Origin of the sequence: Lacticaseibacillus camelliae DSM 22697 = JCM 13995 (genome assembly GCF_001436615.1) — a bacterium.
GTDB classification, from domain to species: domain Bacteria; phylum Bacillota; class Bacilli; order Lactobacillales; family Lactobacillaceae; genus Lacticaseibacillus; species Lacticaseibacillus camelliae.
In genome coordinates this window covers 1-18,712 of sequence record NZ_AYZJ01000015.1, presented here as the reverse complement: position 1 = coordinate 18,712, position 18,712 = coordinate 1, and the positions used below count along the sequence as shown (strand labels likewise).

Genomic DNA, 18,712 nt, shown 5'->3' with positions numbered 1-18,712 from the left:
AGGAACCAGATATTGTTGTGGTAGAAAATTTGTCTAACTTTTCTATGGCACTTCAGATGATGTGATCGAGCACCGTCACGCCGATCATCTCCCCCGCGGCCACGAACCGCGCGGTGAGGTCGCTGTCCATCGCCGAGGGCAAGTGGTCGCCGCTGGGGTGATTGTGCACCAAAATCAGCCGCGAAGCGTTCAGCGCCAGCGCCGCTCGAAACACCACCCGCGGATCGGCGATCGATTTGTCCACCCCGCCGTGGGCCAGCTCAAGCTCGCGGATCACGGCGTTGCGCACGTCGAGCATCAGTGCCAGCAGGTGTTCCTCCGTGGCGCCGGACAGCCGCTGCACCATGGCCTGACCGATCTGCTCGGCATCCAGCACCGCCCCGTACCGAAGCGTCTGGCGTTGCTGCACCCGCCTGGCCAGTTCCAGGCCGGCAAGTAGCCGGGCCGCCTTCGTCGGGCCGATACCCGGCACCTGCGCCAGCTCGGCTGGCGTGGCCGCACTCAGGCCGCTCAGCGCTGGATACTGCCGCAGTACGGCTTCGGCCACCAGAGCGACCTGCCACTTGCCACTGCCGCTACCGATCACCACCTCGAGGAGTTCCTGATCTGACAGCGCCAAGGCCCCGTGGGCTTCAATCATTTCCCGTGGTTGCATGCTTCTTCCCCCTTGTGTAAAGAGAGATTACGCAGCGATTGCCGTTTAATCTTTGCCGCCCAGCAGCGTCTGGCGCACGGCGCTGGCCAAATACAGGGACCCGGTCAGGACCACCGGCTCATCGGGAAACTCATCCAGGTGCGCCGAAAGGGCTTCCTGCCAACTGGCAAAGGTGCGCAGCTTGCCTGCGTCTGGGTAATCGGCCAAGGCTTCCGCCCGCGGATTGTCCGGCACTGGCACCAGCCACAGCCGTTCGGCGCTGGCTTCCAGCTCGGCGATCATGGTGGTCAGGTCTTTATCCCCCAACACGCCGACGATCAGCGTGACCCGCTCGTCCTTAAACACCTGCTTGACCGCACTCAGCATTGCCGCGATGCCTTGCGGATTGTGCCCGCCATCGATCACGATCAGCGGGTCGTTGCTGAGCTTTTCCATGCGGGCCGGCCAGGTGTTTTGCGCCAGTCCGCGCAGGATCTCCTGCGGCTGCAGCGGCCAGTTCATCGCCTTAGCCGCCAGGCGGCTGGCCGTGATCGCCAGTGCCGCGTTTTGCACCTGGTACGCGCCGACCAGCGGGATGAAGACGCGGCTGAGATGAAACGTCTGGGCCCGGTAATCAAACCGCTGCCCCCAGCCGTCAAGCCCAGCGCGGTCAGCCTCAAAGTCCCGACCGGCCACCAGCCAGTCGCTGCCCGTTTCAGCCACGCGCTTTTGCACCGCCGCCATCGCGTCTGCCGGCAGCGCGGCCGTCACGACCGGACGATGCGGCTTGATAATGCCGGCCTTGTGAGTGGCGACGCTGGTGATCGTGTTGCCAAGCAACTTGGCATGGTCCAAGCCGACACTGGTGATCACCGATACCAGCGGAATGATGACATTGGTCGAGTCTGTGTCGCCGCCAATGCCGACTTCGATCACCGCAATATCGACCTGCTGCTCATGAAAATACCAAAACGCCAGCGCGGTGATGTACTCAAACTCAGTCACCGCAAACTCCGGATTCGCCTGCCGCAACTGCCCAATCGCCGCATCAGTGGCCGCGGCTGCCGCAACTAAATCAGCGTCCGGGATCGGGTGATGATCGATCATGATGCGCTCGTTAAACCGCATGATGAACGGCGAGGTGTACAGTCCGACCTTGAGCCCACTGGCCTCAAAGATCCGGGCGATGCCTGAAGCGGTCGAGCCCTTGCCGTTGGTGCCGGTCACGTGGACGTAGCGGTCGTGCTGCGGATCACCCAGCGCGTGCAGCAACGCCAGTATCCGCTCATGGCCCCCGGTTTTGGCCAGCCTTGGCAGTGCGTGAATCGCCGCCACAGTTTCATCATAAGTTTTCATCATTTGCGCCCCCAATAATAATGCCCCTTATCTTACTACAAAACGCGTCTGGACCAAACGGCCCAGACGCGCTTTCAAATTTCATTTAGAAGACGATGACCGGCGTACCCACCGACATTGCCGCAAACAGCTTGGGCATGAATGCCGGCGGCTGGTTCACACAGCCGTGTGACCCGTGCTTTTGGTACCACGTGCCACCGAACGTCGGCTGCCACGGGGCGTCGTGCAGGCCGACGCCAGTGTCATCGATCGGCATCCAGTAGTCAACTGGGGTGCGGTAGTCCTCACCTACCAGCGTCGCGTTGCGCTGCTTGGACCACACCGCATAGACTCCGCTCGGCGTTGGGGTTGCCGGTTTGCCGGTGACAATTGCCGAATCCAGCACGACCTTGCCGTTTTGGTAAAGCCATTCGTGCTGATTTTGCTTGTCGACTTCTAGATACGTGTTGCCGATATCCTGCCCGTCAGCATGGTAGCCAGAGCCCTGATGTAAAACGGTTTGGTTAAAACTCTTGCCCGCTTTAATCAGACTAATCAGCGCATCGGTTTCCTTGGTTTGCATAATGCTCCAGCCGTATGTCCCGGCAGGCACCGAAACCGTGCCGCGCTTGGTCGACTTGAACTGGCGGGTCTTGTTGTAGGTGTTGTACTTATCAGCAAGCTCGGAAACAAACTTCGCCACCCCGTTGCGGTCGACCTGCACCGCACCATTGGCGTAGCTCAGCCAAGATTTGAGGCGGCTGCTGGAGATCTGTTCCTGATGATTCGTGACCGTGACGACGGCCTTAATGTCTCCAATCGCCTTCAGCTTGCTGACAGCATCCGTCAGCGCCTTATCGGTGGCCTTCGCCTTGGGCTGCGTGTAGGTCTGCTTCAAAGCAACCGTATGGTGATTGTCTTGAATCGCCCCGGCGAGGGCCTCGGCCAGCTTAGCCGCATCGATTTGGTTGCCCGGTTTCTCCTTTTCGATCTTGTAACTGTCACCGGTCAACACGACCTTCGCGTCGACCGGCGCGGTCCGCGACGGGTTCAGCTTGGCTGCCTCGGCGTTCGCGTACTGCTTGATCTCTGCGCTGTCTGCACTAGAGGCCAATGCCGTCTTGTCGCTTTGTGCCAGGACCACCGCGGTAAAACCCCACGGGTTCTGCTTGGTCATCAGCTTGTTCAGCATCGCGGTGTAATCCCGCTTCAACCCCAGGGCCTGCCCAGACACTGTGGCCACCGTCTTGCCGCCGTCCTTCAGCTGGTAATGCACATCTGCCAGCCGCGCCTTCATTTTCTCATCCGCCTGCTTGACGGTTTTGCCGCTCAGGTCCACACCCAAGGCCTCAGTCTTCGGCAAAAACCGGTCTTGGTAATGGTTACTTCGGAGCCCGTAACCGACCCCAATCGCCGCCAAAACGACCACTGCAGCGCCGATCAACCAACTTTTTCTTTTCATAACTGCTCCTTACTGTGTTCAAATCGCTTGTGTGCAAAGTATATCACACTGACTAATAGTTAGCACATCAGCCTTCAATTCAATTATACCGCCCCCAGCACCCCTGACAACCGCTGGAGACCGGGCAAGCGTTGCCAATGCTTAATTCTTAGTAAAAACTATTTTTATGCGACAATAGCCAAAAAAAGAAGCCGCCCGCGGCAGCTTCTTCCTAATGTTAACCCTTATTTGGCCGCTTGCAGCTCCTTGATCCGCGCGTTGGTCGCGTCCAGTTTCGCCGTGAATTCGGTCCGTTTGGCCTTCTGCTCCGTGATCACAGCCTCCGGGGCCTTGGCCAAGAAGCCTTGATTGCTCAGCTTCTTGTTGGCCCGCGTGATCTCCTGCTCGAGCTTCTTGGCGTCTTTTTGCAGCTTGGCGATCTCCTCGTCCAAGTCGATCAGTTCCTTGAGCGGCACGTAAATCGTCGCCCCGGTCGTGACCGCACTGCCGGCCAGTGCTGGCGCTTCAACATTGGCGCCGACTGTCATTGCCTTCAGGTGGACGAACCGGTCAATGAAGTCGCGGTTGTCATTGAAGACGGCTTCCAAACTTGGATCCTGCAACTTGATAATCAAGTCGATGGGACTGGACAGTGGCGCGTTGACCTCGGCGCGAATGTTGCGGACGCCGCGAATCAGCTCGATGATGGCCTGCATCTGCGCGACGGCCGTCGGGTTTTCGAACGCCTTGTGCGTGGTCGGGTAAGCCGCCGTGACCAGGGACTCGCCGCCGTGGGGCATCGTCAGCCAGATTTTTTCCGTGACAAACGGCATGATCGGCTGCAGCAGGCGCAGGGTCTGATCCAGCACGTAACGCAGGTTGACGCGCTTTTGGGCCTTAATGGTCTCATCGTCGCCGTAAAGGACTTCCTTGGACATTTCGATGTACCAGTCGGCCAGCTCATTCCAAATGAAGTTGTAAAGCGCGCGGTCGGCTTCCCCGAACTCGAAGTTGTCGAACAGGCGTGTCACCTCTGCAACCGTATCGTTCAACCGGGCAAATATCCACTTGTCGGACAGGTCAAAGGTGCTTGGGTCAGGCTGCGTGTCGGCTTTGGTGTCACCAAGGTTCATCAGCACGAACCGGCTCATGTTCCAGATCTTGTTGATGAAGTTCCATGCCGCATCCATTTGGGTGTAGGAGAAACGGGCATCCTGGCCGGGCTTGTTGCCTTGGGTCAGGAACCACCGCAGCGCGTCGGCGCCGTACTTTTCGATGACGTCCATTGGATCGATACCGTTGCCCAGGGACTTGCTCATCTTGCGGCCCTGTTCATCGCGCATCAGGCCGTGAATCAGCGTGTGCTCGAACGGGCGCTGGCCGGTGAACTCCAGACCTTGGAAGATCATGCGGGCGACCCAGAACGGAATGATGTCGTAGCCCGTAACCAGCGTGTTGGTCGGGTAGTAGCGCTTGAAGTCAGGTGCGTCCTTGTCCGGCCAGCCTAGCGTGGAAAATGGCCACAAGGCACTGGAGAACCAGGTATCCAAAACGTCAGGGTCCTGCTCCCAGTTTTCCGGGTCCTTCGGGTCCTCCTCGCCGACGTATGTTTCACCGGTTTTCTTATTGTACCAAGCCGGGATGCGGTGGCCCCACCAAAGCTGGCGAGAAATGACCCAGTCGTGAATGTTTTCCATCCAGTTCAGGAACGTGTGCTCGAAGCGGTCCGGCACAAAATCGACCTTGCCGGCGCCCTGCTGGTTCTTGATCGCGGCTTCGGCCAGCGGCTTCATCTTGACGAACCACTGCGTCGACAGGCGCGCTTCGACCTGCACCCCGGTGCGTTCGGAGTGGCCAACACTGTGGACGATCGGCACGATCTTGATCAAATCGCCGGAATCCTGCAGGTCCTTGACCAGCGCCTTGCGGCAGTCAAAACGGTCCATGCCCTTATACTTGCCGGCGTTTTCGTTCATGGTGCCATCGTCATTCATGCAGTTGATGCGCGGCAGGTCATGGCGCAGGCCAACCTGAAAGTCGTTCGGGTCGTGGGCCGGCGTGATCTTAACGGCCCCGGTCCCGAAGTCCATGTCGGCGTGCTCGTCGGCGATGATGGGGATCTTGCGGCCGACTCCAGGCACGATGACCTCCTTGCCGATCATGTCCTTGTAGCGCGGATCCTTGCTGTTGACCGCCACGGCGGTATCGCCAAACATCGTTTCCGGCCGGGTGGTGGCAATTTCGATGCCGCCCTTGGTACCATCGGCGAACGGGTAAATCAAGTGGTAGAACGCGCCCTTGTCGTCTTGGTGAATGACTTCGATGTCAGACAGCGCCGTGCGCGCTTGCGGATCCCAGTTCACGATGTACTCGCCGCGGTAGATCAGGCCCTTGTTGTAAAGGTCAACGAAGACCTTGCGGACCGCTTTGGACAGGCCAGCGTCGAGCGTGAAGCGCTCACGGGAGTAATCCAAAGACAGCCCCATTTTGGCCCACTGCTTGTGAATGATGGCCGCGTACTCGTCCTTCCATTCCCAGACGGTGTCGATAAACTTCTCGCGGCCCAGGTCGTAGCGGGAAATGCCTTGCTTGCGCAGCTTGGCTTCAACCTTCGCCTGCGTGGCGATCCCGGCGTGATCCATGCCTGGCAGGTACAGCGTGTCGTACCCCTGCATCCGCTTCTGACGAATGATCATGTCTTGCAGCGTGGTGTCCCAGGCGTGGCCCATGTGCAGCTTGCCGGTGACATTTGGCGGCGGAATGACGATCGTGTACGGTTTGGCCTTCTTATCGCCGTTTGGCTTGAATACGCCTTGGTCCAGCCACTTCTGATAGCGGCCGGCTTCGACTTCTTTGGGGTCGAATTTTGGTGCTAATTCTTCACTCATAAGGATCCTCCTGTTGATTTTGATGCCGAGATTGGTTAGTTGCGCTCAGGCGGGCAACGGGTGAACATCCAGCCTAAAAGCGCCCGCCTTCGCAGCCTGCACAAAAAAACTCGCCCTATCGATTAGGACGAGTTAGCTCGCGGTACCACCTAAATTAAGGCTCAACGCCTTCACTTGAACCTGATAACGGGTGGTCCCGGGCGGCCCTACTGACTTCAGGTCGCCGGCTCGCAAGCTACTTATCGCGGCACACTTCAAGGCTCACACCAGCCGCCTTGTCGCTGAAAAAGTGCACCACGATCCTCTTGGTCATCGCGTTGACGCTATTATAAGCCGAGCGGCCGCGGCGCGTCAACGGGCTTTCACCTTTTGGTGGGCGGTGTAAATAAGACTTTGCAGCTCCGACGTCAAATCGATGTAACGGATGGTGGTCTGCGGCGCACACGCCACCGGCTGCGGCGCAAAGGTCAGGATCGCATTGATGCCGAATGCCTCCAGCGTGCCGATCACGCTGGTTTGCGACGAACTGGGAACGGCCAGGATCGCCGTGTGGATACTTGGATTCATGTGGGCCGCCAGCGTCGCGAACGGATACACCGGAATGCCGCCCACGCGCGTGTTGACCTTCGCCGGGTCAGCATCGAACGCCATCACAATGTTCAGGTCCGGGTTGCGGCGGAAATTGTTCATCAAAAGCGCGCGCCCAAGGCCGCCCACGCCAACGAGAATGATTGATTCCGACGAGTCCACATCGAGCAGTCGCCCGAACTCCTCCACCAGCGTGGCGATACTGTATCCGTAGCCACTTTTCCCCAGCTCGCCGAAGCTGGAAAAATCGCGGCGAATCGTGGCTGAGGGAATGTGAATGATTTCGCTTAATCGGTCGGAACGGATGCGGGCGACGCCTTCTTGCTGGAGCTGGACGACGGCGCGGTAATACAGAGGAATGCGCTTGATAGTGGCCTTTGAGACGTGTTCTTTAGTGTCCTGCATGAGTCTTGCCTCCGCCTTGAATTCCGTGCAAACGTTCACAATGTCAGTTTAGCATAACCATTGTGAGCGAACAAACAAAATCGGCTTGATGGTTAAAGTGGGCGCGCAGTTCATCCCCACTCCGACCACCGCTCCTAGTCCTGACCCAATACATCTGGCACCCGGCGGACTCGTGATTTTTCCGCCAAGAAAAAATGAGTGATTCAGCAATAAAAAAAACTGCCCATAACAGGCAGTCTCTTAGCTATTGATCCAAGCTCATCTGCACAAACGTCACCGGCGTCCCGTAGGCCTCAGCTTTCCGAGTACCCGTCGGTGTAAATCCCAGCGCCTCGTACAGGTGCCGCGCACGCGCGTTGAAAGCCGCGACTTCCAAGGTAATGGGGCCGGCGTAATGGTAGCGCTGGCGGCCGAAAGCGATGCCGGCCTGCACAAAGGCGCGGCCGCGACCGGCGCCGGTGTACGCCGGCGCCAGGCCCAGACCGATTTCCATCACGCCGCTCGGAAACGCGTACTCGTACATGCCAATCAGCTCGTCGTTCTCAAGCACGGAGTAGTAGTCTTCCCCGTCCTCGGCAAAGATGTTATCCGTTTCTGTGGCGTGGACCTCTGCCGGGATGTTGTAAAACTCATATGGGGCGGGATAGACCCAATCCAAGTACGCCTTGGCCTCGGGCCGATTCATGTAGCGGATCTCAGTCATCGCGGTCTCCTTTTTATAGCAGCTCTGAAATCATGTCCTGGTCCTGGTTCATGAACTCGTCGGACGACTTGATCTCAGTGATCTTCACGCCGTCCAAGGCGCGCTGCATCAGCCCTTCAACGTCGAGCTTGCTTTCGTAGTAGCGTGTTTTGTCCAGGTTCGGCTTGGTCTTTGGTGACGGCGGCGCAAAAATCGTGCAGCAGTCCTCAAACGGCATGATCGACAGGTCGTAGGTGTCGATGTCCTGCGCGACCTTGATGATCTCCGTTTTGTCCATCGTGGCCACCGGCCGAATAATCGGCATGTTGGTCACATCATTGATGGCGACCATACTTTCCAAGGTTTGAGACGCGACTTGGCCGATCGACTCCCCGTTGACAATGGCGAGCCCGCCGCGCTGTTTGGCCAGCGCCTCGGTCAGGCGCAGCATCAGCCGGCGCTGCACCGTCATCAGGTAGCCCTCAGGCACAGTTGATTTAATCGTTTCCTGAATCTCGGTGAACGGGACCTGAATAAACTTAATATAACCGGCGTATGGCGCCAGCTTGGTGGTCAATTGCTTGGCCTTGTTCAAGGCCGAATCGGACGTGTACGGCGGGCTTAAAAAGTGAACCATTTCCAGATCGACGCCGCGTTTCAAGGCGTAATACCCTGCCACCGGCGAATCGATCCCCCCGGAAAGCATCAGCATCGCCTTGCCGGCCGTCCCGACCGGCATGCCCAAAGCGCCCTGAATTGTTTGGGTGGACAGGTAAATTGCATCACGCCGTACTTCCACCCGCAGCGTGTAATCCGGATGGTGCATCTGTACCTTCAGATCCGGCCGGTGATCAACCAGAAAGTCGCCAAGGTTCAGGTTCATTTGGTTGGTGTCGAGCGCAAACGTGTGATCCGCCCGGCGCGTGTTGACCTTGTAACTGGCCCCCTGCGGCACGGATTCATTCATCAAGTCCAACACCGCCTCGTGGACTTTAGCCATATCTTTTTCGACCTTGACGGACGGCGAATAGGTCTGGATGCCGAACACCTTGGACAGCCGGGCCATGACGGCCTTCGCGTCCTCACCGTTCAGCTCAATGTGCAGGCGATCGCGCTTCGGGCGAATCGTCAAGTCGGGAAATTCGTGCAGCGCCTTGGTGACGTTGCCGTGCAGCCGGCTGATGAACGCCTGGCGGTTCTTGCCCTTCGTGGACAACTCGCCGTAGCGCACCATGATCTCAGTGTAATTCACAAAAGTTCCTCCTATTAAACTGGTTCTGGCAACTCATTATGCGGACGGCATCAGCTTGGCAAAACCGGCGTAGACCTGATCGAACGCCTGGTTGAAGGCCTTGGCCTCGTCCATGGTGTTGTACTCGTCCAGGCTCACGCGGATCGCCGAGGTGGAGATGCGGTCATCGACATGCATGGCCGCCAGCGTTGAGCTTTCCGTGCCCTTTTTGCTGGAGCAGGCCGACGTGGTTGAGATGTAAATGTCGTGGGGCTCAAACGCGTGCACAATCGTTTCGCCGCGCACGCCTTCAATCGCAAACGTCAGGATGTGCGGGGCAAAGTCCGGCGTCAGCTGGGAAAACATGGTGACGTTGGCAAACTGGCTGACATGGTCGTAAATCGCCTTGCGGATGGCCTGCTGGTGCGCAACTTTCTTATCCTCATCAGTCAGCAGCAGCCGCAGCGCCTTGGCCATTGCCGCGATTGCCGGCGTGTTTTCCGTGCCAGAGCGTAAGTTGTCCTCCTGACCGCCACCGGTCAGCAGCGGCGCGATGTGTCGGCCCTCCTTGATGTAGACAAAGCCTGTCCCCCGCGGCGCGTGGAACTTGTGACCGGAGAACGTCAGAAAATCGACCCGTGGGTTGCGCAGCGATTTCATCAAACCTTTGCCAATCGCCTGCACGGCGTCCACGTGAAAATGAATGCTCGGGTGATCTTCCAGAATTTTGGCTACCGCGTCGATCGGCTGCTTGGCGCCGATCTCGTTGTTGACGGCCATCACAGACACAAGGATTGTGTCCGGCCGAATCGCCTTGCGCAGATCCTCGGGGTTGATAAAGCCTCGCTTGTCAACAGGCAGGTAAGTGACGTCAAAGCCAAGTTCTTCGAGCTGCTTCATCGTATTGATCACGGCCGGGTGCTCGACCTGCGTGGTGATCAGGTGCTTGCCAAACGGCCGCTTTTCAATGGCCGTGCCCTTGATGACCCAGTTGTCGCCTTCCGTGCCGCAGGAAGTGAAGTAAATCTCGTCTGGCTTGGCGTGCATCAAGTCCGCGATCTGCTTGCGAGAACTTTGCAGGACCTCATTGCCCTTGCCGCCGACCGCGTGCAGGCTGCTGGGATTGCCAAAATAATTCTCGGAAACTTTGCGGTAGGTGTCCAGCACTACTGGCAGCGCCTTGGTGGTCGCGCTGTTGTCGAAATAAATCATGTTGACCATTCTTTCTTTTCGTAAGTTTAGCTGCATGCAAGTATACCAAATAATGACCGGAAAATGAACCACTGGGGCCGCCGCGGCGAAATTAGTGGGAGAAATATCGCCCAACCTGTATACTTTTGGCGGAGTTCAAACGTCTTATTCATGGAGGGAGGAGCGAGATGCCAAAATCAGAGTTCGACCAGCACCTGCTGGCGTTGGGCCAGACGGTCGTGCAGCGGCTGCAAGCGCGCGGGATCCAGCGGGCTGATGCAGAAGACGCCGTGGCAACGGCCTACGAGAAAATCATCATCCTGCTCCCTCGCCTTTCCGTGGGCAACTTCGATGGCTGGTTCTACCGCATCGCGCTCAACGCCTTCTTGGACACGCTGCGCAAACACCAGCGCGAAACACTGATGGACCGCCTGCCTGATTCGGCCACCGCCACTCCAGCGCAGTTTGCCGAAATGATCGCGCCTCTGCCTGACAACCAGCAGGAACTACTGGCGCTGAAGTATTATTACGGCTTTTCATATGAAGAAATCGCGCACCTGCTGGGGTCAAGCCCACCAGCGTTAAGACAATGCTGGCCCGCGCCCGGGAAAGCCTGCGCACCAAATGGGAGGAATAACAATGTTAGATAAAGCACTCCGTCATGCGAAGTGGAAACAGCGTTTGATGATGGCGGTGATTGCCGCCATCGTGGTGATCATCCTTGTACCACTGGGCTACGGGGGCCTAAACAAATTAGCCGGCCGCCAAAGCGCCGCACTTTTTGACCAGTTGAACGCCTACCACACGGTCGCTGAACCCAATGTGAATGTCTCTTCGGAAATGCTGGCAAACGACACGAGTTTTGGCGGCAACGTGGTGACCAAAGAATACAAGGACATCGATGGTTACCCCGTCCCCTGGGGCACCTACACGTCTCACTACACCAACCTGCGCTGGCAGCTTGACGAAAGCTTTTATGCCCAAACCGTAGAGCGCCGAGACCAGCACTTCGGCCGGCAAGCGTTCCAGCCTGGCACCGCGCAAAAAATTGCGCGCTTTTACACTGGCACAAAGGGCCTGCCAAACGAGGCCGAAACACTCGCCAGCCTGCCTGATCACGTCGGCGAGATTGCCGTCACCTTCAAGCACGGCTACACCTATGCAGCGCTAAAGCAGCTGCTGCCGAAAAGTCTCAATTTGCGCTGGGCGTACCTGTTCAACGACACGGCGCATGTCTCGATTTCCGGCGACGTTGCCCACCCCAGAACTGCGGAGAGTCCGATCGGAATGGCGCTCAACGGTGATGCCACACCGCAAAGCCAGGCCAAGTATTGGCGCAAGGCACTCAGCCAGTACTGGACCGGCGCCAAGCACAACCAGGCCTACGAGTACGCCATGAAGACACCGGCCAAACAGCTCAAGTTCAAAGGCGTGATCCTGACCGGGACCACGGAGAGCCTGGCCAAGGTTGCGACCGCCGATTACGTTGCTGGCACCAGCGTTGGCGTGACAGTCCCGCGCGTGCCTTACATCACGCCCACCCGCTAACACAAATGCGGCCGCCGGATCACCGACGGCCGCACTTTTCTTCTATCTTAAAGGCACGTTAAACCAGCTCATCGTGCTGCTGCGCGTTGTAGTCATCGGCAACCTTCTTGTAGCTGCCGGGCTCAACTTGCTCCAGCGCGGTCGCAATCGTGTCCGCGGCGCTTTGGTAATCATACTTAGCATACAGCGCCGCGGCATCCGTCATCGCCTTCGCCACGGCTTCATGTGACGTCTTGTAACGGTTGGCATACTGAAGCAGCTGTTCGCAAAGCCCCGCCGCACCGATAATGTCACGGCTTTGCTGCTTCAGCTGGTCAATGTCGGCGGAGACTTTAATCAGTGTCTTGGCGATGGCGTCCAGATCGATTTTGACCTGATCCATGTCGTCCTTCAGCTGCAGGATCTCATCGCTGACCACCTTGAAAAAGTCGCGGTAAGCTTTGGGCAGCCCCGGCAAGTCATGGCGTGAGACTTCGTAGCGCACGTCGCGCACCGACCGCTCAAACGCGTCGACTTGATTCAACGCCTTGCGTTCGGTTTCACGCAGACCCGAGACACTGGCGTTAATGGCCTGCTGCTTCTTTTCAATCTCGGTCAGGTCCGTGCGGTCATGAGTAAATTGCGCCAAGAGATCGGAGTAAACTGCTTTTGACTGCGCGATCTGGTCGTTGGCCTGATTGAAGGACTGGTCGATCGCATCAAGTTGCACCTTTAAGTCGTTGGTCGTTTTGATTTCGTCATGGTTGAGCTGGTAGGACTGATTTAAGTGATCCAGCTCGATGTTCAGCGTCCGATTTTGCTGCATGGCGTGATTGATGAACTGCCGCAGCTCCTCTTTCTGATCCAAGACTGAGGCCTTGGCTTTGAGTTCTTTTTCCATCACCGCGTACAAGCTGTCGATCTTGTCTGCGATAGTCGCCGTGTTGGCGGTCAGCTCCGTCACGTCCAGTTGCTTGATTTGCGCTTCAGCCTGATCCACCAGTCCTTGCACCGCTGCCACGCCCGCAGGCACATCTTCGGTGAAAATGAAGTGCTGTGCGGTCAGCTGCTGGTAGCCTGTCTTAATCTCCTTCAGTTGGGCGGGGAACTCATTCACCACCGAATTGACCAGTGGCGGCAGCTGCTTGACCTGCAGTTTCAGCGCGGCCACGCCGTTTTTCACCTGCTTGAGCGCGTTTTGCGCCCGGCGCGGATCGCCGCCCACGTTGACCTCGGTCGTCGTCGTCAGCTGAGAGGCGATTGCTTGCAGGCTGGCCTCCAACGCCGGCAGCGCATCGCCAAATGCGAAGCTCTTAGCCAGCACAGTCTTGCGGGCCTCCTGATAGTCGTTCCGCAGCGCCTTTAGCCCCTTCGCGTTTGCGGCTTCGGCGGCTTTGATCTCGTCAAGGTGGCTTTCGATCTGCTTCATGTCTTTGGCCGCGGCAGTCTGCAGAGCGTCAATGTTGGCCATTCCGTCCTTGACCTGACCGAACTTAAACTGCTTGTTCGCCTGCTCCACGTCCAGCAGCGCCGTCTGGAGCTCAGTCAGTTCGCCGTCGACCAGCGCCTGGTACTTTTGCGACCAGGACTTGAAGTCTTCAAGGCTATCGCCAGTCAGGCTCAGCTGCTGGATACTGCGGATCAACCCTGGGACCGCCCCAGTATCGATCGTAGCCACCCCGGCATCCAGCTCGTGGATCAGCCGCGTGTTGCGCAGCTGATAGCCCCATACCCCTAAGGCTAAGAGCACAATGATAATCAAAACGATGATAATCCAATTCATTTTCTCTACACCTTCCGCGCCGACCCCCGATGTTGCATTATCTGTCACTGCCTCGTACACTGACATTAATGTGTCGAAAATCGTCTTCGGTTCCTAGTATCTCAAAAACGCCGGCAATATGAAACCCTTTTAATAGGAAAAGCCGCGACGTTTAGGACTTTTGACTAAAAAAGGAGTGTCATCATGACCGCTATCGATCCCCTGATTGTTGACCAAGTCGCCGCGCTGCTGGCCGGTGAGGACAACGTGATCACCAATCTCAGCAACGCCGCCGCGCTGCTTTACAACTCAATGGACCAGGTCAACTGGGCTGGTTTCTACCTCTACAGTGAGCGGCGCGACTCGCTGGACCTCGGGCCGTTCCAAGGCCAAGTCGCCTGCACGCACATTCAGCCGGGCAGCGGCGTCGTTGGTACCAGCTATGAGAAGCAAACCCCGCTGCGCGTACCGAACGTGCACGAGTTTGCCGGCCACATCGCGTGCGATGCCGCCAGCAACTCGGAATGCGTGGTCCCGTTGCAAGTCAACGGTCGCATTATCGGCATTATGGACATCGACTCACCCGTGTTGGACCGTTTTTCCGACAGTGACGTGAAAGTGCTGACGGACTTTGGCGCTGCGCTTGCGAAACACCTTGACGCGGCGGCCCTTTCCGCGATATACTAGTGCGCGTGTAAAATAATGCAGCAGTGAATGGAATGGTCGGCTCCAGTTTGGCAACCGGTATCGGAGAGCTTAGTAACCGCGGCTGCAAGAGCGAACGGCTTAGCCCGACTGCCCGTGTTCTGAATTCACAATTCATTATTTTACTCCAAATAAAAATCTTGGAGGAAATATCCTATGTCTCGTTATACTGGTCCTCGCTGGAAGCAGTCCCGTCGTTTGGGGCTTAGCCTTTCCGGCACTGGTAAAGAACTTGCACGTCGTCCGTACGCCCCTGGTGACCACGGTGCTAACAACCGCCGTAAGGTTTCCGAATACGGTCAGCAGCTCACTGAAAAGCAGAAGCTGCGTTGGATGTACGGCCTGAACGAACGCCAATTCCAGAACCTGTTTATTCGCGCCGGCAAGCTTAAAGAAGGTACCCATGGGGATAACTTCATGATCATGCTTGAAAGCCGTCTGGACAACCTGGTTTACCGTCTCGGTTTGGCCACCACTCGTCCGCAGGCACGCCAGCTCGTCAACCACGGCCACATCACGGTCGATGGCAAGCGCGTTGACATTCCTTCCTACGAAGTTCAGCCTGGTCAAGTGATTGGCCTGCGCGAACGCAGCCAAAACCTGCAAATCGTCAGTGATGCACTTGACGCTACGATTTCTCGCCCGGCATACGTCTCCTTCGACGACAACAAAAAGGAAGGCACCTATGTGCGCCTCCCTACGCGTGACGAACTCGAACCAGACATCGACGAATCCCTTGTCGTTGAGTACTACAACCAGAAGCTGTAATATTTTTCACCAGAAACACTGTGGTAACAGCGTTTCTCAGACCTACCAGCGTGCACCAATTATAATTGGTCAAGTAGTTCGGCAACACGTCCATCTTGGGCGTGTTTTTTTTCGGCATTTATGTAATGTAGTACTTTTGCGTAATTGAAATATCTGCATGGCCTAGTCGATTACTCATCGTTGCCATATCAAAACCTTGGCTGAACAAAAAGCTCGCATTCGTGTCACGCAAGCCATGAATGGTGGTGTGTGGTGATCCAAACTCCATTAAGATTGGTTTGAGCAATTCACTTTGATGGAAGCCATCTTCATTGAAAAAAAAACCATCCCTTTTCAATCAATATTGTTGCTGCACGTTACAACTTTCAGTAGTGTAATTCCCGTCAAGCAAAAAGAGCCCTATGCTTACATAACAGCATAGGGCTCTGACTTTGTATCTTCGGACTACGTATCGGTTAAATTTTAGTATCGATTCTGGTAATGAACTTCATCCTCCAATTCTCGCAAGTGGTCATTTGTTTCCGCGGCCTGACGCTTTGTTTCTTCTGTCAGCCGATTAATGGATGCTACATGACGTTCGGCATTCAACTGATTCTGAAGATTTCCTTCTCTAATCGCTGCAGTCTGACGCCGCATTTCTTCAAGGTGTTGCTTCTGTTGATCCAGTTGCCGCATAATCCCCATTAAATCTGCCCAGCTATTAGCCTCCCCAGTATCTAGTGAGTTGATCATTTCATGGATTGCCTTGTCATTTCGATACTGTTCAGGAATTTGACTGCGAAACTTTTGCGTGGATACACGATCTTTATTGGCTTGCCATAACTTTGAGAGTAAATCCTCATACTCAACGTCTCCCTTCAGCTGCTTGCTATACGCTGAAATTTCTTGGGTATACGTTTGGAGAATTTCGTCAAGACTCTGCCTATACTGTTTCTTTTTCGCATCAACAGCTGCTTCCAGATCAATTACTTTCTGATGTACTACACGTTTTTGCTTACGCCACCCCACAACCAAATATATCGCCACTCCCACAAGCGCCAATACACCTAAGAAATCTGCTTCACTAAGCACCATCACTAGCCACCCTATGAAGTAGACAATAAACAAAATCGTAAAGGATTTGATCAGGTACCGTGTTCTCCATAGTTTTCCTGTTCGTAAGGTTTTGATCTGATTTTCCATACTAGTAATTTCTGATTTTTGCTGTTGTAAAGCTGGCGAATTACTGGCATCTTGTCTTCGTTTCATAGATGCTTTTCCAGTTTCGGTCTTCAAAAACTGTTGTTCAATATACCTCTTCAGTTTGGACTGTGCCTCACCCTCGACTTTGACAAACGTAGAAATTTGCAAAACAAGACTTAATGCCACTTTCAAATGTTCAGCATTCATATAACGAATATTTTCAGCCTGCCACTGAGCCTGCTGATTCTGGCCATGGTCATATAGTATGTTGATATCACTTGAGGACTGTACCATTATTGTTCTCTCCTTCATGCCCTACGCCAAGAGAAATAATTATTTCGCCTGATGCAACATATACTGTCTACTCAGTGAATGTTCCTGGATTGAACTGAACGGATCTGCATCTAACTCTTCGCTAACTGTGTGTCCTAAAAGACTATAGCTGTTGATTGCGTTTTCTAACGGTTCATTAGTACGGTAGTCGGAAATCAATTTTTTGGGTTCATTATTTTTATCTACCAAGGCCATTATTCCAAACGTAAAGAATTTATGCGCAGGTGTTTCGTAAATCAGCGTTAGCGAACGAAAGCTCTCTGTGTATAGCGCATGCCTCAATTGTCCAGAAAATTTATCGGTAAAACCATTAGGCTTTTCCGCTGTCCGATGCGCAAAATTTAGCCCTTGGAATTTGTTAGCTACAGCATTCAAGTTTGAAACGTTCCAGTCATTAGACTCAAGTCCCTTAACAGTCAAGTACTTCGCAGGGCTATGTGATCTAACGAATTTATATTGGGGATACTTCTTTTTTATGAGGTTAAACACATCTTCCTCGGCTACTGATATCTCATCACCATTCGACAGCTTAGATTCACGGACGGGCACCGCAGCTGAAGCGGCACGAGTAACATTTGTCCTCTTTTCATTGGCAACCTTTACGGTAATCACTACATTTCCCTGACCGCTGATTCCAACGGGCTTATAACTAAGTGTATTAAGTACTGACTTCATAGAAATCTTTTTGGGCGTCTTCAACCCAGAAACTTTGAAGTCTTTTGAAGCGGGTTTAAAATACGGCTTTTCACTGTTATCTTTCAAAACCACCTGTACTTTTTTGCCATTTGACAAATTGGTACTTGGGTTAATATCGAGTGTAGTTTTGTACATATGATCTAAATATTCCTGAGCTCTGAGCGCTTGTTCATTCGTCAAGTTGCCTTGCTCAAAGTTAGTCTCGGATGCCAAATCACTTGCCGTTTCAGCCTTGTCTATATATGCTTTCAGCAAGTCTGCATCCACCTTAGCAGATTTACCCTCTTTTTCTGCTACTCGCTTCATGATTGATAACTGGATTTTTTCCGAAATGTCTGCGCTACCGTTACCCTGATAGCCAGCAAATGTCACCTTTACGTCTTTAAGATAAGATTCTGAACCACATCCACTGACTCCAACGACTATAGCCCCCAATAAAAGTATAAATAGTCCCCAACACCGTTTCTTCATCACGGCTCCTCCGTTCTTAATTGTTCGCGTTTACAAGCCCCTATTCCCGTATTTAGACACCAAAAGAATATCATAAACGTGTCTCAAAGTAACTAAATTTATAATATAGGTTTTTGCAGATATTTATTATTAGATTACACATCGCCAAACTTTTTAAATAGGAAGGTGGTAATTGTAATGGTTCCCAAAAACTTAGGCATTCAAGTACGACAGAGACGCAGTGAGGAACATTTGACAATTGAACAGCTCGCCGAAAGAAGTGGTGCTTCCGTTACCTTCATCTCCCGTCTTGAACGCGAAACAGTTCAATCAATAAAGTTGGATAAATTGATGGATGTGCTAAACGCACTTGATATGGACCTCAGTTCGATATTTGGTCATTTTCCTATGGACGATTTAGAAGAAGAACTCTGGGGGATGTTACGGACTATGCCAGACAATGAACGTCAAAATAAGATTCGGGCTATCTTAACGTTAATGAAATAGAGGGCCCACAATAAGCCCCCCTCAAAAAGCTATTCATGTTATTTTATGTATTTGTGACCAACCGACCTGTGTGCATCCCCGTGCACTAACAATCCTAATTAGTCTTAACTCAATCATTCATCATCAACCAGCCATCAAAAATTTCGTCAGATTATCTTGATAGCGATGGATATAAATTGACCGTTCTATTCATCTCAATTCCAGAAACTGTAATTCTCAATCACAAGCCTTATATCAAACATGGAAAAGCATTTGGCCTAGGTCAAATGCTTTTTCTATACCCAAAATGTCTCCCTGAATTACCCAAAGCAGCAAGGAATCTGATCGAATCAAACTCCCCAGTTTACAATTCAAGTGCAACACCTTAGCGACTAGACCAAAAAGGCC

General features: G+C 54.3%; 17 protein-coding genes and 1 other annotated feature. Of the genes, 5 read left to right on the top strand and 12 right to left on the bottom strand.

The window, feature by feature from the left end; all coding sequences use genetic code 11:
• Positions 1–52: 52 nt before the first annotated feature.
• The 8 genes from radC to FC75_RS02365 all read right to left on the bottom strand — a co-directional run bounded on the left by radC (position 53) and on the right by FC75_RS02365 (position 10,416).
• Positions 53–655, bottom strand: coding sequence for a RadC family protein (gene radC / locus FC75_RS02400; RefSeq protein ID WP_054666072.1), 603 nt, complete (start codon positions 653–655; stop codon positions 53–55).
• Positions 656–700: 45 nt separating this feature from the next.
• Positions 701–1,990, bottom strand: coding sequence for a bifunctional folylpolyglutamate synthase/dihydrofolate synthase (locus FC75_RS02395; RefSeq protein WP_056989028.1), 1,290 nt, complete (start codon positions 1,988–1,990; stop codon positions 701–703).
• Between the two features lie 85 nt (positions 1,991–2,075).
• Entirely contained in the window at positions 2,076–3,431 is a 1,356-nt protein-coding gene (locus FC75_RS02390; RefSeq protein ID WP_056989027.1) for a L,D-transpeptidase family protein, read from the bottom strand.
• A 224-nt stretch (positions 3,432–3,655) separates the two neighbouring features.
• Positions 3,656–6,298: a valine--tRNA ligase gene (locus FC75_RS02385; protein WP_056989026.1), complete on the bottom strand. Its 2,643-nt coding sequence runs from the start codon at positions 6,296–6,298 to the stop codon at positions 3,656–3,658.
• 120 nt (positions 6,299–6,418) lie between these two features.
• Positions 6,419–6,620, bottom strand: a binding site (T-box leader).
• 29 nt (positions 6,621–6,649) lie between these two features.
• Positions 6,650–7,291 (bottom strand): redox-sensing transcriptional repressor Rex, encoded by a 642-nt coding sequence (locus FC75_RS02380; RefSeq protein WP_054666063.1) that lies wholly within the window; start codon positions 7,289–7,291, stop codon positions 6,650–6,652.
• Between the two features lie 244 nt (positions 7,292–7,535).
• Complete coding sequence (locus FC75_RS02375) at positions 7,536–7,994, bottom strand: GNAT family N-acetyltransferase (protein ID WP_056989025.1); 459 nt, start codon at positions 7,992–7,994, stop codon at positions 7,536–7,538.
• A 13-nt stretch (positions 7,995–8,007) separates the two neighbouring features.
• Positions 8,008–9,225 (bottom strand): tRNA uracil 4-sulfurtransferase ThiI, encoded by a 1,218-nt coding sequence (gene thiI / locus FC75_RS02370; protein ID WP_056989024.1) that lies wholly within the window; start codon positions 9,223–9,225, stop codon positions 8,008–8,010.
• Between the two features lie 36 nt (positions 9,226–9,261).
• Positions 9,262–10,416 carry a cysteine desulfurase family protein gene (locus FC75_RS02365; protein ID WP_056989029.1) on the bottom strand — a complete coding sequence of 385 codons (1,155 nt, stop codon included), beginning with the start codon at positions 10,414–10,416 and terminating at the stop codon, positions 9,262–9,264.
• Between the two features lie 167 nt (positions 10,417–10,583).
• Between FC75_RS02365 and FC75_RS02360 the strand changes: the two genes are divergently transcribed.
• Both FC75_RS02360 and FC75_RS02355 read left to right on the top strand, forming a co-directional pair.
• Positions 10,584–11,045, top strand: coding sequence for an RNA polymerase sigma factor (locus FC75_RS02360; RefSeq protein WP_054665673.1), 462 nt, complete (start codon positions 10,584–10,586; stop codon positions 11,043–11,045).
• A complete protein-coding gene (locus FC75_RS02355) occupies positions 11,035–11,943 on the top strand; it encodes a sigma factor regulator N-terminal domain-containing protein (protein WP_056989023.1) in 909 nt (302 codons plus the stop codon). Before FC75_RS02360 ends, FC75_RS02355 begins: the two co-directional genes overlap by 11 nt.
• Positions 11,944–12,001: 58 nt before the next feature.
• Here FC75_RS02355 and ezrA read toward each other — a convergent pair whose 3' ends face one another.
• A complete protein-coding gene (ezrA, locus tag FC75_RS02350) occupies positions 12,002–13,705 on the bottom strand; it encodes a septation ring formation regulator EzrA (protein WP_054665662.1) in 1,704 nt (567 codons plus the stop codon).
• Between the two features lie 183 nt (positions 13,706–13,888).
• Here ezrA and FC75_RS02345 point away from each other — a divergent pair, with 183 nt between their 5' ends.
• Both FC75_RS02345 and rpsD read left to right on the top strand, forming a co-directional pair.
• Positions 13,889–14,371 (top strand): GAF domain-containing protein, encoded by a 483-nt coding sequence (locus tag FC75_RS02345; protein WP_054665659.1) that lies wholly within the window; start codon positions 13,889–13,891, stop codon positions 14,369–14,371.
• Positions 14,372–14,545: 174 nt separating this feature from the next.
• On the top strand, positions 14,546–15,157 hold the full coding sequence (gene rpsD / locus FC75_RS02340) for a 30S ribosomal protein S4 (protein ID WP_054665656.1): 612 nt from the start codon (positions 14,546–14,548) through the stop codon (positions 15,155–15,157).
• A 118-nt stretch (positions 15,158–15,275) separates the two neighbouring features.
• Here the strand turns inward: rpsD and FC75_RS13220 are convergent, their stop codons facing one another.
• From FC75_RS13220 to FC75_RS02330, 3 genes are all read right to left on the bottom strand, one after another.
• Entirely contained in the window at positions 15,276–15,425 is a 150-nt protein-coding gene (locus tag FC75_RS13220) for a tyrosine-type recombinase/integrase (RefSeq protein WP_225350865.1), read from the bottom strand.
• 194 nt (positions 15,426–15,619) lie between these two features.
• Positions 15,620–16,651, bottom strand: a complete 1,032-nt coding sequence (locus FC75_RS02335; RefSeq protein ID WP_156403558.1) for an AAA family ATPase — start codon at positions 16,649–16,651, stop codon at positions 15,620–15,622.
• A gap of 21 nt (positions 16,652–16,672) precedes the next feature.
• A complete protein-coding gene (locus FC75_RS02330) occupies positions 16,673–17,839 on the bottom strand; it encodes a hypothetical protein (protein ID WP_056989022.1) in 1,167 nt (388 codons plus the stop codon).
• A gap of 177 nt (positions 17,840–18,016) precedes the next feature.
• On the opposite strand from FC75_RS02330, the gene FC75_RS02325 reads away from it, so the two are divergent.
• Entirely contained in the window at positions 18,017–18,325 is a 309-nt protein-coding gene (locus tag FC75_RS02325) for a helix-turn-helix domain-containing protein (RefSeq protein WP_054665645.1), read from the top strand.
• Positions 18,326–18,712: the final 387 nt, after the last annotated feature.